This window comes from Mesorhizobium oxytropidicola, from assembly GCF_056174625.1.
Window position 1 is genome coordinate 192,825 of sequence record NZ_CM149692.1, and the last position, 16,243, is coordinate 209,067.

The window sequence follows — 16,243 nt, forward strand, 5'->3', positions numbered from 1 at the left end:
CGACAAACGTCCGGCAGGACAGAGGGGGGCGCTGGCCCGCGGCGTTGCCGCAATTTGAAACTAGACCGCCAGTGCCAGCCTAGCCGATGCGGGCGCGAAAAGGACGAATGGCCATGCCATCCCCAGTCATAGTGACGAAGCTCGATGGCGGGATCGCCTGCCAGTCGCCACCCTCGCGATCGAATGGTTCGGAGACGATGCAGCGGCCGCCGCCCTTGCGCAAGGAGGAGGTGTAGAGCGTCGGCGCATGCGCATCGGTGGCATAGCGCACCGCGTGCAGCGCCTGCCCGTCCGAAAAGGCGGCGGTGAGCTTCAGTACCGGTTCGAGGCCGGCGCGGCGCGAGGCTTCGAGCACGCGGCTGGTGGCGCGCGACACCGCGCCTTGCGGGTCGCCGGCCAATCCCTCGTCGATCATCAGGAGAAAAAACAGCTCGGAATCGGTGGTGCCTTCGCGCTGGTCGAAGACGGCGTCGGACAGCGAGTTCTCCAGCGCGCGGCGGATCTTTTCGAAGCCGCCGATCTGGCCGTTATGCATGAACGACCAGGGACCGGAGATGAAGGGATGGCAGTTCATGCGACTGGTCGCGCCGCCGGTCGAGGCCCGCACATGGGCGAGGAACAGGCCGGATTTGATCTGCCGGCACAGGCTCTTCAGATTGGGATCGGACCAGGCCGGCAGGATATCGCGATAGAGGCCGGGTTCCGGCCGGTCGCCATACCAGGCAAGGCCGAAACCGTCGCCATTGGTCGGCGACTTGGCCTCCTGGGCACAATGGCTCTGGGCAATCAGCGAGTGACAGGGCGCGGTCAGAATGTCTTCGAGAAAGACCGCTTCACCGAGATAGGCCGCCCACCGGCACATCGCTTCTGTCGTCCTTTAGGCGCGATCCGGAAGAGCCGCAGGCCCCTTGGTCGCGTGTGTGCCTCTGTTGTGCGTCCGTTCGTACAGCTCGCGGACGATTCGGCTGGCGGTAGTCTCGAAGAGAAATGGCAAGAAAGCGTGAACGAGCGCGGCGCCCGCGGCCATCAGCAGGCGCGAGGAGAACCATGCGGCAAAGGCCATATGGCCGAAATAAGTTTCGCCGACCTTGGCCGGATGAGATGTGAAGATGCTTGCGAGCGACATTGAGGTCCCCTTCAGCGCTTGCGTTCTGATGTGAGTATCCTGACACGCTTCGCCGGTTCATCGGTCTCAAAATGTCCTTGTATTTCGTCATTTCATGGGACAAACATCCCAACATGGCGCCGAACATCGATGAAATCGACCGAAAACTGCTGAGCGAATTGCAACGCGACGGCACGCTGTCGGTCGACCAGCTGTCCGAACGGGTGGCCCTGTCGCGCAACGCCTGCTGGCGGCGCGTCAAGCGGCTGGAAGAGGATGGCGTCATCACCGGACGCGTGGCGCTGGTCGATGCCGACAAGCTCGGGCTCGGCCTTTCGGTGTTCATCCTGATCCGCACGTCCAACCATGACCCGGACTGGCTGCAGAGATTCCGGGCGGCGGTGACCGGTTTTCCCGAGATCACCGGCGTCTACCGCATGTCCGGCGACCTCGACTATGTCCTGCGCGCCCGCGTCGCCGACGTGAAGGCCTATGACCGACTTTACCAGCGGCTGATCGCCAAGGTGGCGCTGTCCGATGTTTCGGCCTCCTTCGTCATGGAAGAGATCAAGGAGACGACGGTGGTTCCGATGGCCAGGTCATAGTGATGCCTGAAAGAAAGCCGTTGATAGCGGTGCGGGCGAATTGACCGAATCGGCAATCGCGCCGATAGGATCGATTTTATGCGCGCAGCCCTCCAAAACTCCTCCGTCATCGGTCCGACCGTCGGCTTCGTCAGATTGCCGCATGCCGAAGGACTTCCCCTCCCCGCCTATGAAAGCGCCGGCGCGGCCGGCATGGATCTGCGTGCCGCGGTGCCGGACGACCGGCCGCTGCTGATCCTGCCGGGAAAACGTGCCCTGGTGCCGACCGGGCTGATCCTGGAAATCCCAGAAGGCATGGAAGGCCAGGTCCGGCCGCGCTCCGGCCTTGCTTTCAAGCATGGCCTCACCGTCCTCAATTCACCGGGAACGGTCGACAGCGACTATCGCGGCGAGGTGAAGGTGCTGCTGATCAATCACGGCGACGAGGATTTCGCGGTGACGCGCGGCATGCGCATCGCCCAGATCGTTTTCGCTGTTGTGACGCAAGTGGCCATCGAAGAGCGTTCGCTCGCCGGCGGCACGGCGCGTGGTTCGGGCGGGTTCGGATCGACCGGCACCGCCTGATGCAGGTTCCAAAGTTAGTCATCTTCGACTGCGACGGCATTCTAGTCGACACGGAAAACCTCGCCAACCGGCGCCTCGCCGAATGGCTGACAGCCGCCGGCTATCCGACGAACTTCGAATATTGCCGCAAGAATTTCTCCGGCCGCAGCATGGCCTCGGTGCAGAAGGAGATCGAGGCGCAGACCGAGGTCCGCCTCGGCGCCGATTTCGTCGATCGCTGGAATGCCGGCCTGCCGGACCTGTTTTCCCATGGCGTCGAGGCAATCCCTTACGTCCGAGAGTTCATCGAGGCGGTCCGCGCGGCCGGCATCCCCTATTGCGTCGCCACCTCGGCCAGGATTTCGAAGATGCACATCACGCTTGGCCAGACCGGGCTGTTGCCGCTGTTCGAACATGCGATGTTCTCCGCGATCATGGTCGGGCGCGGCAAGCCGTTTCCCGACCTGTTCCTGCACGCAGCCAAGACCATGGGCTTCGCGCCCGCCGACTGCATCGTGATCGAGGACAGCGTCGCCGGCACACAGGCCGGCATTGCCGCCGGCATGCGGGTGTTTTCCTATCATGGCGACCCCTATTCCGACCGCGATGGCTTGATCCAGGCCGGCGGCATCCTGTTCGACGACATGCGCGAACTGGCCGGGCTGGTGCCGATCCACTGATCTCAGCACGGCTGCACGGAACCGGAAACCCGTGCTAGCGTGAGTGGCCTGATCCTGGGGGCCTCATGCCGACGAACCTTTTCCGCTTCATCCTTGCTTTGATGCTGCTGCCGCTCCTGTGGACCGGGGCCGGCGCGCAGACTGTGAGCTTTCCCGAACTCAGCAGCACCTTGCCTGGCCGCACCGATGTGACTTACCTCGACCTGGCCAGAACGGTCATCCCGGACCTCGCCTCGGACGGGCAGGGCTTCTACAAGGGCGGGCTGCCGATCGAGATGCGCCATATCGCGGGACCGGATAGCGGCGGTTCGCCGCCCGAGGCATCCAGTTTTCCCAATGCCGCCGTGCTGCCCATCAAGGCCGGCGGCAAGGACCGGCTGGCGATGTTGTTCGACCTCGGCGATTCTCCCGACAGCGCCGAGGGCTATGCGATACTGGCGCTCTACGACGTCACGGCCAAGCCGAAACTGCTCGATGCGGCCAATGTCGCGGTCGACCGCAGCACCTATTTCCGCGAACCGAACAAGCTTTCGATCGGCGCAGGCGACGACATGCTCATCACCATGAGCACGCATTTCAATTCGAGCCAGGGCTATGTGATCACGCCGCTGATCATGGTCCGCGACGACAGGTTCGAGCTGATCGACATGATCTACACGTTCGACGAAAGGCTGTGCGCCTACAGCCGCAAGCAGGATGTGGCGTTCCAGTCCATCGCCGACGGCCAGCCCTATGCCGCCTTCGAGGTGACGGTGACCGACAGCACCGTGCCCAGTGATGAAAGCTGCGACGACGCGCCGCCCGAGGCGTCGTCGCGCGACATCTCGGTCACATACCACTGGAACAAAAAGACATCGCGCTACGTCGCGGATTCCGACGCACTCGCCAAATTGTCAGCAGAGAACGAGAAACGCTTCTGAACCAAGCGCATTTATTTGCCCGGCCGCAGACGGCGCGATAGCATCCGCCCGACACTCGTCATGGGGAGCATTCATGGACAAGGGCAAGATCTTTCGCGACCTGCATGCCTCGACCTTCGTCATGCCCAATCCCTGGGATCCGGGCACGACCAAGCTGCTCGGATCCTTCGGTTTCAAGGCGCTGGCGACGACCAGCGCCGGCTTTGCCTTTTCGCGCGGCCTGCCTGACGGCGCGGTGACCTTCGAGCAGATGATCCATCACTGCCGCGAGGTGACGGCGGCAACCGACCTGCCGGTTTCGGCCGATCTCGAGAAAGGCAAGGGCGACAGCGCCGAGCAGGCCGCCGAAACCATCTTCGCGGCGGAAGCGGCCGGCCTTGCCGGCTGCTCGATCGAGGACCACACCGGTGACCCGGACAAGCCGATCTATGATTTCTCGCACGCGGTCGAGCGCGTGGCGGCGGCGGTGGAAGCGGCGCGGGCCCTGAAACGCGATTTCGTCTTCACCGCGCGCGCCGAGAATTTTCTCTGGGGCAAGTCCGATCTCGACGACACCATCAAGCGGCTGCAGGCCTTCGAGAAGGCCGGCGCCGACGTGCTCTATGCGCCGGGCATCGGCGACGTCGAGATGGTGCGCACGCTCTGCTCGGCGGTCGGCAAGCCGGTCAACGTCATGGCGAAACCGGGCTTCACCATCGCCGATCTCGCAATGGCTGGTGTGAAGCGCATTTCGCTCGGACCGTGGCTGACCAATTTCGCTTACGGCATGCTGGAGACGGCGGCGCGCGAGATCCAGCAGGACGGCACGTTCGGCTTCACCCGCGCCGCCATGCCGTTCGGTAAATTGCAGGCGCTGTACGGCAAATCCTCAGGCTAACGGGCCTATTGCATGACTTGCGGTTACCGGCGGCTTTCGCGCGCCGAGATCGCTTTGTGCAGATGCACCATCATGGCTGCGGCGAAGAGCGGCGTCAGCAGATTGAGCAGCGGCACGGCCAGGAAGGCGGCGATGACCAGCCCGGCTAGGAAAACCGTACCGGCATACTGCTTGCGCAAGGCCCTGGCTTCTTCCTCCGGGCGAAAGCGCATGGCGGCGAATTCGAAGAATTCGCGGCCGAGCAGATAGCCGTTGACGATGAAGAAAGCGGCGATGTTGATGCCCGGCACCAGCAGCAGCAGAAGCGCGACGATGTTGCCGAGGATGACGACGCCGAAGAATTTTATCGCCAGCACCAGCGAGCGCAGCGCCGGCATGGCGCGCCCGGTCGGGTCACGGGGATAGTCGGTGCGCTCGACCACTTCGGCGACATCGTCGAGGAACAGGCCGGCAATCACCGCCGTCACCGGCGCGATGAGCAGCGCCATGCCGAAGGCGAGCGCGATTGCCGCGACGATGCCGCCCAACCAGCCGGCCCAGGACGGTATGCCGGGCAACAAGGCCTGCAGCCATGGCAGAGCCAGCCACTCGACAAGGCTGGTCAGGCCGAACCACAAGGCGACCAGCGCCAGCACGGTCAGGCCCAGCGTCTTGATGAACACGGCACGAAACGGCGACGAGAGCAGCTCAAGGGCCGCGGTGCGGGCAGCGTCGAAAATCACCGTGCTTCAATCCCAGGTCAGCGGACGCCGCCGAAAGGCGGACGCTCCCGAGATAGGCAGCGCGGGTCGCGAGCACAAGCGCGGATCGCTACCGCGCGAAGGCCGGTTTGCGGACGGGGATGGTCATGGCCGCGACACCGACCACGACAAAGGCCATGCCCAGCCACGCCGTCGGCCCAGGCTTTCACCGAGGAAGACAGCGCCGATGCCGACGCCGATCGGCACGCGCAGATAGGCCTGCGACGTCGTGCCGACGGAACCCAGCGTGTGGATGAGGCGGAAATATATGACGAAGGCGAGCGCCGTCGAAAACACCGAGAGGCCGAGCAGGGCCAGGATCGACGCCGTCGACGGCGTGAGCGTCCAGGGCTGGTCGACAACCAGGCTGACCGGCACCAGTATGACCGCGCCGCAGAGCATCGAACCGGCCGCCGGCAGCATCGGATCGAGACCCTTGAAGCCACGGCCGAAGATGGCGGCACCGGCATAGCAGATCGTTGCCACGACGATGGCGACCTGCGCCCACAACTCGTGACCGAGACCACCCAGCGCCTCGGTGCCGACGATGAGGCAGATGCCGGCTATGCCGGCGCCGACACCGATGAGTTTGCGCACCGTGACCGGCTCGTGGCGGGTGATGAGCGCCGTCAGCAGGAAGGTGAAAATCGGCGAGGTGGAATTTAGGATGGTGGCGAGGCCGGCATCGACCGAGCGCTCGGCAGCGGCGATCAGCGTGAACGGTATGACGCTGTTGAGGCAGGCCTGGAAGGCGAAGCGGCGCCAGGTGACCGCATCGTGCGGCATGGCGAGCCCGCGCCAGCGGATGATGGCGAACAGGATGCCGCCGGCAATCAAGGTGCGGGCGGCGATGAAAGCCACCGGCGGGATCGTTTCGACGCCGATCTTGATGAAGGTGTAGGAGGCGCCCCACAGCACCGCCAGCACGCCGAGCAAGGCCAGGTCGGTTGTCGTGTCGTTCTTTGCGGTCATGGGCCTGCCGTCTTCGGATGCGGTCGATCAAGCCTGACTTCTAGGCAACGCCGCGAAGAAATGCTTCGTCTACGGTCGAATTGTCGTAGCGCCTGACGTGTCGCGCTCCAGGGTCCGGGCCAGGCCGGCATCAGCTGAATATCAACATACCCTAGGCAAAGCCGTCGCGAATCGCTAAACCCGCGCCCGGCCAGCGTGGCAAGAAGCCGGCTCGGGTTTTTGGCGGAGACATTGATGCCGGATTATGACGTGCTTTGCATCGGCAATGCCATTGTCGACATCATCGCCCAGTGCGAGGAGGAATTCCTCGAAACCAACGGCATCATCAAGGGCGCGATGAACCTCATCGATACCCAGCGCGCCGAACTGCTCTACAGCCGCATGGGTCCGGCGATCGAGGCTTCCGGCGGCAGCGCCGGCAACACGGCGGCCGGCGTCGCCTCCTTCGGCGGACGCGCCGCCTTCTTCGGCAAGGTCTCCAATGATGCGCTGGGCGAAATCTACGCGCACGACATCCATGCGCAAGGCGTCGCCTTCGACACCAAACCGCTCGCGGGCGAGCCGCCGACGGCGCGGTCGATGATCTTCGTCACGCCCGATGGCGAGCGCTCGATGAACACCTATCTCGGCGCCTGCGTCGAGCTTGGGCCCGAGGATGTCGAAGCCGACAAGGCATCGGGCGCCAAGGTCACCTATTTCGAAGGCTATCTGTGGGACCCGCCGCGCGCCAAGGAAGCAATCCGGCAGACGGCCAGGCTGGCGCACGCGGCAGGCCGCGAAGTGTCGATGACATTGTCGGATTCGTTCTGCGTCGACCGCTATCGCGACGAGTTCCTCGAGCTGATGCGCTCGGGCACGGTCGACATCGTCTTTGCCAACAGCCACGAGATCAAGTCGCTCTACCAGACATCGTCCTTCGACGAGGCGCTGACGAAGATCCGCAAGGACTGCAGAATAGCCGCAGTGACCCGTTCTGAAAAAGGCTCGGTTATCGTGCGCGGCGACGAGACCGTGGTCATCCAGGCCACCGCGATCCGGGAGCTGGTCGACACGACGGGCGCCGGCGATCTCTACGCCGCCGGTTTCCTGCACGGCTACACCCAGGGCCGCGACCTCAAGACCTGCGGCGACCTCGGCTCACTGGCCGCCGGCCTGGTGATCCAGCAGATCGGCCCAAGGCCAAGGCAGAATTTGCGCCGCGAGGCGGAACAGGCCGGGTTGCTGTAGGGCGCCTTTCCCTTCTCCCCCTGTGGGAGAAGGTGAATTGGCGCGCAGCGCCGAGACGGTTGAGGGGTGCGTGACGGAGTGCCGTCATTGCCAAGCTGGAACACCCCTCATCCGACCTCGCTTCGCGAGGCCACCTTCTCCCACAGGGGGAGAAGGAAGAGCGCCTCGCTTCTCACCGTCGCGTTACTGTCACACATCGCTCCTACACGAAATCGCGAGCGTCCCGTGACTGACATTTCGGGATGCCCGCAGTCAGATGGGGTGTTGAAAGATGCAAGACAGCAAGCTGTCGGGCGGCGTGATCCGTTGCCGCCGCAATTTCCGTTTTCCGCACTAGAAATTCAGCAATCGGCCGCGGCTGAGGGAGGAGCGCGCGCGGCCGGAAGACAGATTCATGAGCAGATTTCAAACAACCGGTCTTGGACAGGACGACTTCGCGGAGATGGTCGCGGAGGATGTCGAGCGCGCGCTTGCCCACTATGACGAGGCCATAAACCAGTCCACCGTGGTCTCGGTCGGCAAGATCGCCGGCAGCATAGCGTCCGCCGTCACCTTGCTGTCGCCGAAGCATCAGCGCGCCATTGACGCCATCCACGCCGACCTTCCCGGCCTTGCCTCGAAATTCGTGCGCGCGCTGGCGGCGGAAGCCGCGCGCCGCAGCGAAGCCGGGGCCACAAACCTGCCGACGGCTATGTTGGCCGATGAAGCGCTTCCTGTATCGCCGCAGTCCGACGACCTCGAATCGATGCTGATCGAGGACTGGGCGGGCCGTGTCGCCGGCTCAACCTATCTGGAAGAAAACCTGCGCATCGCCCGCTCGACCCTGCACCGCTGGCAAAGGCGCGGCGACGTCATCGCCTTGCGCAAGGGCGGCCGCAAACACGTCTTCCCGCTGGCGCAATTCGTCGACGGCAGGCCGGTCGCGGGCCTAAGCGACGTGCAGACGCTGATCGGCAATCCGAGACTGACATGGCTGTGGCTGACGCGGCCGTCGGCGCAACTCGACGGCCGCATTCCGATCGACCTGCTGCGGCAGGACCAGATCGATGAAGTGGTCGAAGCGGCGCGGGTGTTCGCGCCGGGCTGAAGCCGGCGCGGTCAACCCTCGGATTTCGGAGTCGACATAAGTTCGCGCCGATAGCGCTACGCGGACTTGCGAAGGTGAGGCCCGGACGATGGCTGTTGCGGCGCCATTTCCGTGGCGGTGACCAGCCGGTTTCGGCCACTCTTCTTTCCGACATACATCAGCCGGTCGGCGAGCGCGATCAGCGCTTCGGAATCGGCGGCCTCCGCTGGATACATGGCGACGCCAACGGTGCAGCGGACCTGGATGGCGCCATTGGGCGTCGGAACCTTGATCCGCAACCTTTCCAGGATGCGTTCGGCGACCCGCACGGCCTTCTGCTGTGCCAGATCGGTGTCGGCCGAGAACAGGAAGGCGAACTCGTCGCCGCCAAGCCGGGCGACGAAATCGGCGCTGCGCAGGATCGAGCGAAGCTGGCTCGAGACGCGCTGCAGCAGCGCATCACCGGCCTCGTGGCCGAGCGTGTCGTTGACCTCCTTGAACCGGTCGAGGTCGATGAACAGAAGCCCGGCTGCCTCGCCGGTGGCGCCGCAGCGGGCGACGACCGATTTGAGCTCGTTGTGGAAGGCACGCCGGTTGGGCAGGTCAGTCAAGGCATCGTGGTTGGCCGAATGGTCGCTCTGCTGCTTCGCCACCTCGATCTCGCGTTTTGCGCCGACAGTTCCTCGTTGGCGGTCTTGAGATCGAGGACCAGCTGGGCGTTGAGGTCCTCGACAACCTTGCGGTCGCTGATGTCGACGACGAAGCCCTCCAGAAATTCGAGTTCGCCGGCTTCGTCCCAGACACCGCCGCCGATCTCGCGGACCCAGAGCGGTTCGCCGGCCCGCGGCACGATGCGGTAGTCGACGTTCCAGTTGCAGCGCGCCTCGAGCGCGGCATCTACGGCGGCATAGACCGACGGCAGGTCATCCGGGTGGATGGCCGAGACATAGTCGCGCACTGCATTGTGGATGAAATCGCTCGGCCGATAGCCGCTGACGGTGAAAATACCGTCGCTGATATAGAGCATGGTGTAGGACACGTCGTTGCGGCAGCGGTAGAGATAGCCGTCCATGCGGCCGGTGATGCTGAGCAAGGCGTCCAGCCGCTCGTCGTGGTAGACCCCCTGGCCAACCACGGATACAGAAACTCCGTCATGCTTCATGGCCGCACCCCCATTTAGCGGTCTGAGCGCGCCGTGGATGCCGTTGCGGCATGTCGGCAAGAGCTTCCCTATATCAGCTGAATCTTATCAATGTCTTATGGGTGTGAGGTGCGACGGCGTTTTGAGCGCCACCGCCTTTCGAAGACCCAGATCGTCGGCTTTTCATTCCTTGCGCGAACTGTCGTTACGTCCCCGCCGTATAAGCTGCGATCGCCGCCATGTTGACAATGTCGCTGTCCTTCGCATTCAGCGAAACAATCTGCACCGGCTTGTTCAGTCCGACCAGCAGCGGGCCGATCACCGTCGAACCGCCGAGTTCCTGTAGCATCTTGGTCGAGATCGAGGCCGAGTGGAAGGCCGGCATGATCAGCACATTGGCCGGGCCGGTGAGGCGGATGAACGGGTACTGCGCCATGGCGCGGGCGTTGAGCGCGACGTCGGCGGCCATCTCGCCGTCATATTCGAAATCGACGCGGCGCTTGTCGAGGATGCGCACGGCTTCCTGGACGCGCTCGGAGCGTTCGCCCTGCGGATGGCCGAAGGTGGAGTAGGCGAGCATGGCGAGCCTCGGCTCATAGCCCATGCGGCGGGCAAAGCCTGCCGCCTCCTCGGCGATGTCGGCGATCTGTTCGGCGTTCGGCATGTCGTGCACGGCGGTGTCGGCGACCAGCACGGTCTTGCCTCGCGCGAGCACGATCGAGACGCCGATGACGCGGTGGCCGGGCTTGGCGTCGATGACACGGCGGATGTCGTCGAGCGCGGTGGAATAGTTGCGGGTCACGCCGGTGACGATGCCGTCGGCGTCGCCCAGCGCCACCATGCAGGCGGCAAAATGGTTGCGGTCATTGTTGATCAGGCGCTGGCAGTCGCGGAACAGGAAGCCTTTGCGCTGCATGCGCTCGTAGAGATAGTCGGTGTAGATGCCGTTGCGGCGCGACAGCCGGGCGTTGATGATCTCGATGCCTTGCTTGTTGAGATCGATGCCGGCGTGCTTGGCGTTCTCCTTGATGACGTCGTCGCGGCCAAGCAGGATGGCGGTGCCGAGCCGCTGATTCACATAGGAGACGGCGGCGCGCATCACCTGCTCCTCCTCGCCCTCGGCGAAGACGATGCGCTTGGGCTGGCGGCGCACGCGGTCGTAGATGCGCTGCAGGGTGGAGGCGATCGGGTCGCGGCGGGCGGACAGTTCCTGCGCATAGCGGTCGAGGTCGAGGATCGGCTTGCGGGCGACGCCGGACTCCATCGCCGCCTTGGCCACCGCGAGCGGGATGGCCGAGATCAAGCGTGGGTCGAACGGCACCGGGATGATGTAGTTGGGGCCGAATTTCGGCCGGTTGCCCTGATAGGCGGCGGCGACATCGTCGGGCACGTCCTTGCGCGCCAGTTCGGCGAGCGCACGGGCTGCAGCGATCTTCATGTCGTCGTTGATGGTGGTTGCCCTGACATCCAGCGCGCCGCGAAAAATGTAGGGGAAGCCGAGCACGTTGTTGACCTGGTTCGGATAGTCCGAACGGCCGGTCGCCATGATGGCATCGGTGCGGATCTCGGCCACTTCCTCCGGCGTGATTTCGGGATCGGGATTGGCCATGGCGAAGATGATCGGATTCTTGGCCATCGACTGCACCATGGCGGTGGTCAGCGCGCCCTTGGCCGAGAGGCCGAGGAAGACGTCGGCGCCGTCGAGCGCTTCGGCGAGGCTGCGCGTGTCGGTCTTGACCGCATGCGCCGACTTCCACTGGTTCATGCCCTCGGTGCGGCCCTGGTAGACGACGCCCTTGGTGTCGCACAGGGTGATGTTTTCGGGGGCGAAGCCCATTGCCTTCATCAGCTCGATGCAGGCGATGCCGGCAGCACCGGCGCCATTGCAGACCATTTTCGTGGTCTTCATGTCGCGGCCGGTGATCTCCAGAGCGTTGATCAGGCCGGCGGCCGAGATGATGGCGGTGCCATGCTGGTCGTCGTGGAAGACCGGGATGTCCATTAGTTCGCGCAGGCGCTGCTCGATGATGAAGCATTCCGGCGCCTTGATGTCCTCGAGGTTGATGCCGCCAAAGGAGGGGCCGAGGAAGCGCACGCAGTTGATGAACTCGTCGGCATCCTCGGTGTCGACCTCAAGGTCGATGGAATCGACATCGGCGAAGCGTTTGAACAGCACTGCCTTGCCTTCCATCACCGGCTTGGAGGCCAGCGCGCCGAGATTGCCGAGACCAAGGATGGCAGTGCCGTTGGAGATGACGGCGACCATGTTGCCGCGCGTCGTGTAGTCGAAGGCGCGGCTGGGGTCCTCGGCGATGGCGCGCACCGGAACGGCGACGCCCGGCGAATAGGCAAGGCTCAAATCGCGTTGGGTGGCCATCGGCTTGGTCGCAACGATCTCCAGCTTGCCGGGCCGGCCCATCGCGTGGAATTCGAGCGCTTCCTGGGCGCTGACGGACGGGCCGCTGTTCTCGGTTTTCCTGGCCATGATGCTTTTGATTTCCTCGCCGGTGGGTGCAGCACCTCCTTGAAGCGGGTGCTTTGTTTCGGTCCGAATTAAGACCACACACCGCCGCGTGTAAACCGCCAGCACGCCAGAATCGCGGATCGGACGGGAAATTGCAGGCAGGCGATCGCCTCGGTCGTCCCCCGTTTTTCGAAGCGCCGGCATTAAACCGCGCGATCACATCTGCTAGCGTGCGCCGCCATGAACATGCACAGCCCGAACGAGCCCGACGCCCCCGAGGTGATGACGCCGCCGCAGCCCGGCACGGCTGCCGTGACGCCGATGATGGAGCAGTTCATCGAGATCAAGGCGGCGAACCCGGATTCGCTGCTGTTCTACCGCATGGGCGATTTCTACGAGCTGTTCTTCGACGATGCCGAAAAAGCAAGCCGGGCGCTGGGCATCGTGCTGACCAAGCGCGGCAAGCACCAGGGCCACGACATCCCGATGTGCGGCGTGCCGGTGCATGCCGCCGACGATTATCTGCAGAAGCTGATCGGCCAGGGTTTTCGCGTTGCCGTCTGCGAGCAGATCGAGGATCCGGCCGAAGCCAAGAAGCGCGGCGGGAAATCCGTGGTGCGCCGCGACGTGGTGCGGCTGGTGACGCCGGGCACCATCACCGAGGACAAATTGCTGGCGCCGTCGGAATCGAGTTTCCTGATGGCGCTGGGGCGGGTGAAGGGCGGCAGCGACCACAGCTTCGCCATTGCCTGGATCGACATCTCGACGGGCGCCTTCCGCGTTGCCGAGACCACCGCCGACCGGCTGCTCGCCGACATATTCCGTGTCGATCCGCGCGAGCTGATCGTCGCCGAACCGGTGTTCCATGATCCCGAACTGAGGCCGGTATTCGACGTGCTCGGCCGCGTCGCCAACCCGCAGCCGCCGTCGCTGTTCGATTCGGCCTCGGCCACCGGACGCATCGCCCGCTTCTTCGAGATTGCGACGCCGGACAGTTTTGGCGCGTTTTCGCGCGCCGAACTGTCGGCGATCTCGGGCGCCATCGCCTACGTCGAGAAGACGCAGAAGGCCGAGCGGCCGCCTTTGTCGCGGCCCGAGCGCGAGGAGCAGGGCTCGACGCTGTTCATCGATCCGGCGACGCGCGGCAATCTGGAACTTTTACGCACGCTATCGGGCAGCCGCGAGGGTTCGCTGTTCAAGGCGATCGACCGCACGGTGACCGGCGGCGGCGCCAGGCTGCTCGCCGACCGGCTGATGGCGCCGCTGACCGACCCGGCGGCGATCGGCGCGCGCCTCGACTCGGTGTCGTTCTTCCGCTCCGAAACCCGGTTGTGCCAGGCGGTGCGAACGAGCCTGAAGAGCGTCGCCGACATGCCGCGGGCCTTGTCGAGACTGGCGCTCAACCGCGGCGGTCCGCGCGACCTCGGCGCGTTGCGTGCCGGCTTCGAGGCAGCCGGCGCGATCGCCGACATCTTCGCCGCCACTGCCCTGCCCCAGGAATTGGCCGGCGCAATGGCCGCCATTCAAGCGCTGCCCCAAGCGCTTGCCCGGCATCTGACGCAGGCGCTGGGCGAGGAACTGCCGCTGCTCAAACGCGACGGTGGCTTCGTCCGTGGCGGATACCACCCGGAACTCGACGAGATGCGGGCGTTGCGTGATGAATCGAGAAAGGTCATCGCCGGGCTGGAGCGCTCGCTGATCGAGGAGACCGGTATCCGATCGCTGAAAATCCGGCACAACAATGTGCTGGGTTACTATATCGAGGTGACCGCCAACCACCATGCGGTGATGACCGGCAGCGATGGCGCCAAGGCGCGCTTCATCCATCGCCAGACCATGGCCAATGCCATGCGCTTCACCACGACCGAGCTTGCCGAGCTCGAGACCAAGATCGCCAATGCCGCCGACCGGGCACTCAGCATCGAACTGGCGGCCTTCGATGCACTGACGGTGGAAGCCGTCGGCGAGGCGGAAAAGATCCGTGCCGGCGCCGATGCGCTCGCCGTGATCGACGTGTCGGCGGCGCTGGCGCTGCTCTCGGAAAGCGAGGCGTGGTGCCGGCCGGTGGTGGATTCGAGCCTCGCCTTCGAGATTTCCGGCGGCCGGCATCCGGTGGTCGAGCAGGCCTTGCGCCGCTCCGGCGAAGGCCCGTTCGTTGCCAATGACTGCGACCTCTCACCCGAGGGCAGCGCCAAGAACGGTGCGATCTGGCTGCTGACCGGCCCGAACATGGGCGGTAAGTCGACGTTCCTGCGGCAGAACGCGCTGATCGCGATCCTGGCCCAGACCGGCTCCTTCGTGCCGGCGCAGAGCGCCCATATCGGCGTCGTCGACCGGCTGTTCTCGCGGGTCGGCGCCTCGGACGATCTGGCGCGCGGCCGCTCGACCTTCATGGTCGAGATGGTCGAGACGGCGGCGATCCTCAACCAGGCCGGCGAACGGGCGCTGGTGATCCTCGACGAGATCGGCCGCGGCACCGCCACCTTCGACGGCCTGTCGATCGCCTGGGCGGCAGTGGAATATCTGCACGAGAAGAACCGCTGCCGGGCGATCTTCGCCACCCATTTCCACGAAATGACGTCCCTCGCCGGCAAGCTGGCGCGGCTCCACAACGTCACCATGCGGGTCAAGGAATGGGAAGGCGACGTCGTCTTCCTGCATGAGGTCGGCAAGGGTGCCGCCGACCGCTCCTACGGCGTCCAGGTGGCGCGGCTCGCCGGCCTGCCGGAAGCTGTGGTCGACCGGGCCAAGCAGGTGCTGCACCAGTTGGAGGAAGGCGAGGTTTCCGGCAAGACCAACCGGCTGGTCGACGACCTGCCGCTGTTTTCCGTGGCGGTGAAGCGGGAAGCGCCGAAGCCGGTGAAGAGCGACGCGCTCGGCGCCGCCCTCGGCGAGATCAATCCCGACGAGATGACGCCAAGGGAGGCGCTGGAAGCGCTCTACCGGTTGAAGGGACTGGCAGGAAAATAGTTTTGCCATCCGGGCGGCGGCGCCGAAACCGCCAATCTCCCCCCTCGTGGGGGAGATTGGCAGCTTCATCGCTGATCAGATCATCTCCAGGCCGCGCTTGCGTGTCGGCGGCGGAAAACCACGGTCGAGATCGGCGATGTCCTGCGGCGTAAGCTTGATGTCGAGTGCGGCGACATTCTGTCGGACATGCTCCTGGCTGCTGGCTTTCGGAATGGCGATGACGCCCTCCTGGTGCATCACCCAGGCCAAAGCGATCTGTGCCGCGGTGGCATTGTGGCGGGCGGCCACGGCTTCAAGTCTGCCGTTGCGCGCCAACGCGCTCTGCTCGACCGGCGAATAGGCCATCAGCGGGATGCCTCGCTTGCGACTCCAGGGCGCGAGATCGAACTCGGGGCCGCGCCGGACCAGATTGTAGAGCACCTGATTGGTCTGGACGTTGCCGCCATCGGGCAAGCGGGCCAGATCCTCCATGTCCTCGGTGTCGAAATTGCTGACGCCCCAATGGCGGATCTTGCCGGCTTTCTTCAAGGCCTCGAAGGCCTCGACCGTCTCGGCCAAAGGCACGCTGCCCGGCCAATGCAGGAGATAGAGGTCGATCCGGTCGGTGCGCAGGCGCTTCAGGCTGTTCTCGCAGGCGCGCTGCACACCCGCGCGCGACGCGTTTGAGGGCAGCACTTTTGAGACCACGAAGACCTCGGCGCGGCGGCCGGCAATGGCTTCGGCCACCACCTCCTCGGCGCCGCCGCTGGCATACATTTCGGCGGTGTCGATCAGCGTGATGCCAAGGTCGAGGCCGAGTTTGAGAGCGTTCACCTCATCGGCACGTCGGCGCGAATCCTCGCCCATCTTCCAGGTGCCCTGGCCGAGCACCTGAACGGCTTCGCCAGAGGGCAGCGTAGTGGTTCTGATGGCAGATGGCATGGCAGGCTCCGT

15 protein-coding genes and 1 pseudogene are annotated in these 16,243 nt (G+C 64.7%); 8 read left to right on the forward strand and 8 right to left on the reverse strand.

What is annotated here, in order from left to right; genetic code table 11:
* Nucleotides 1-79 precede the first annotated feature (79 nt).
* Nucleotides 80-862: a class II glutamine amidotransferase gene (locus AC0V8S_RS00910; protein ID WP_475436464.1), complete on the reverse strand. Its 783-nt coding sequence runs from the start codon at nt 860-862 to the stop codon at nt 80-82.
* A 15-nt stretch (nt 863-877) separates the two neighbouring features.
* Nucleotides 878-1,126, reverse strand: coding sequence for a DUF6356 family protein (locus AC0V8S_RS00915; protein WP_095200949.1), 249 nt, complete (start codon nt 1,124-1,126; stop codon nt 878-880).
* 113 nt (nt 1,127-1,239) lie between these two features.
* Between AC0V8S_RS00915 and AC0V8S_RS00920 the strand changes: the two genes are divergently transcribed.
* The 5 genes from AC0V8S_RS00920 to AC0V8S_RS00940 all read left to right on the forward strand — a co-directional run bounded on the left by AC0V8S_RS00920 (nt 1,240) and on the right by AC0V8S_RS00940 (nt 4,730).
* Nucleotides 1,240-1,710 carry an Lrp/AsnC family transcriptional regulator gene (locus AC0V8S_RS00920; protein WP_475436466.1) on the forward strand — a complete coding sequence of 157 codons (471 nt, stop codon included), beginning with the start codon at nt 1,240-1,242 and terminating at the stop codon, nt 1,708-1,710.
* Between the two features lie 78 nt (nt 1,711-1,788).
* Nucleotides 1,789-2,274: a dUTP diphosphatase gene (dut, locus tag AC0V8S_RS00925; RefSeq protein ID WP_475436468.1), complete on the forward strand. Its 486-nt coding sequence runs from the start codon at nt 1,789-1,791 to the stop codon at nt 2,272-2,274.
* Entirely contained in the window at nt 2,274-2,933 is a 660-nt protein-coding gene (locus AC0V8S_RS00930) for an HAD family hydrolase (protein ID WP_475436470.1), read from the forward strand. The genes dut and AC0V8S_RS00930 overlap by 1 nt, the downstream gene beginning before the upstream one ends.
* Nucleotides 2,934-2,998: 65 nt before the next feature.
* Nucleotides 2,999-3,853 (forward strand): hypothetical protein, encoded by an 855-nt coding sequence (locus AC0V8S_RS00935; RefSeq protein WP_475436472.1) that lies wholly within the window; start codon nt 2,999-3,001, stop codon nt 3,851-3,853.
* Between the two features lie 73 nt (nt 3,854-3,926).
* On the forward strand, nt 3,927-4,730 hold the full coding sequence (locus AC0V8S_RS00940) for an isocitrate lyase/PEP mutase family protein (protein ID WP_475436474.1): 804 nt from the start codon (nt 3,927-3,929) through the stop codon (nt 4,728-4,730).
* A 23-nt stretch (nt 4,731-4,753) separates the two neighbouring features.
* Here AC0V8S_RS00940 and AC0V8S_RS00945 read toward each other — a convergent pair whose 3' ends face one another.
* Both AC0V8S_RS00945 and AC0V8S_RS00950 read right to left on the reverse strand, forming a co-directional pair.
* Complete coding sequence (locus AC0V8S_RS00945) at nt 4,754-5,452, reverse strand: sulfate transporter family protein (RefSeq protein WP_475436476.1); 699 nt, start codon at nt 5,450-5,452, stop codon at nt 4,754-4,756.
* Between the two features lie 88 nt (nt 5,453-5,540).
* Nucleotides 5,541-6,442: pseudogene (locus AC0V8S_RS00950) on the reverse strand (DMT family transporter).
* Between the two features lie 234 nt (nt 6,443-6,676).
* On the opposite strand from AC0V8S_RS00950, the gene AC0V8S_RS00955 reads away from it, so the two are divergent.
* Entirely contained in the window at nt 6,677-7,669 is a 993-nt protein-coding gene (locus AC0V8S_RS00955; RefSeq protein WP_475436478.1) for an adenosine kinase, read from the forward strand.
* A 394-nt stretch (nt 7,670-8,063) separates the two neighbouring features.
* Nucleotides 8,064-8,756 (forward strand): antitoxin Xre/MbcA/ParS-like domain-containing protein, encoded by a 693-nt coding sequence (locus tag AC0V8S_RS00960; RefSeq protein WP_475436480.1) that lies wholly within the window; start codon nt 8,064-8,066, stop codon nt 8,754-8,756.
* 56 nt (nt 8,757-8,812) lie between these two features.
* Here the strand turns inward: AC0V8S_RS00960 and AC0V8S_RS00965 are convergent, their stop codons facing one another.
* The 3 genes from AC0V8S_RS00965 to AC0V8S_RS00975 all read right to left on the reverse strand — a co-directional run bounded on the left by AC0V8S_RS00965 (nt 8,813) and on the right by AC0V8S_RS00975 (nt 12,361).
* Nucleotides 8,813-9,388, reverse strand: a complete 576-nt coding sequence (locus tag AC0V8S_RS00965; RefSeq protein ID WP_475436482.1) for a GGDEF domain-containing protein — start codon at nt 9,386-9,388, stop codon at nt 8,813-8,815.
* Nucleotides 9,343-9,897: a PAS domain-containing protein gene (locus AC0V8S_RS00970; RefSeq protein ID WP_475436484.1), complete on the reverse strand. Its 555-nt coding sequence runs from the start codon at nt 9,895-9,897 to the stop codon at nt 9,343-9,345. The genes AC0V8S_RS00965 and AC0V8S_RS00970 overlap by 46 nt, the downstream gene beginning before the upstream one ends.
* A gap of 184 nt (nt 9,898-10,081) precedes the next feature.
* A complete protein-coding gene (locus tag AC0V8S_RS00975) occupies nt 10,082-12,361 on the reverse strand; it encodes an NADP-dependent malic enzyme (protein ID WP_475436486.1) in 2,280 nt (759 codons plus the stop codon).
* Between the two features lie 261 nt (nt 12,362-12,622).
* On the opposite strand from AC0V8S_RS00975, the gene mutS reads away from it, so the two are divergent.
* Complete coding sequence (gene mutS, locus AC0V8S_RS00980; RefSeq protein WP_475438553.1) at nt 12,623-15,310, forward strand: DNA mismatch repair protein MutS; 2,688 nt, start codon at nt 12,623-12,625, stop codon at nt 15,308-15,310.
* 75 nt (nt 15,311-15,385) lie between these two features.
* On the opposite strand, the gene AC0V8S_RS00985 is transcribed toward mutS, so the two are convergent.
* A complete protein-coding gene (locus AC0V8S_RS00985) occupies nt 15,386-16,231 on the reverse strand; it encodes an aldo/keto reductase (protein ID WP_475436488.1) in 846 nt (281 codons plus the stop codon).
* Between the last annotated feature and the right edge of the window lie 12 nt (nt 16,232-16,243).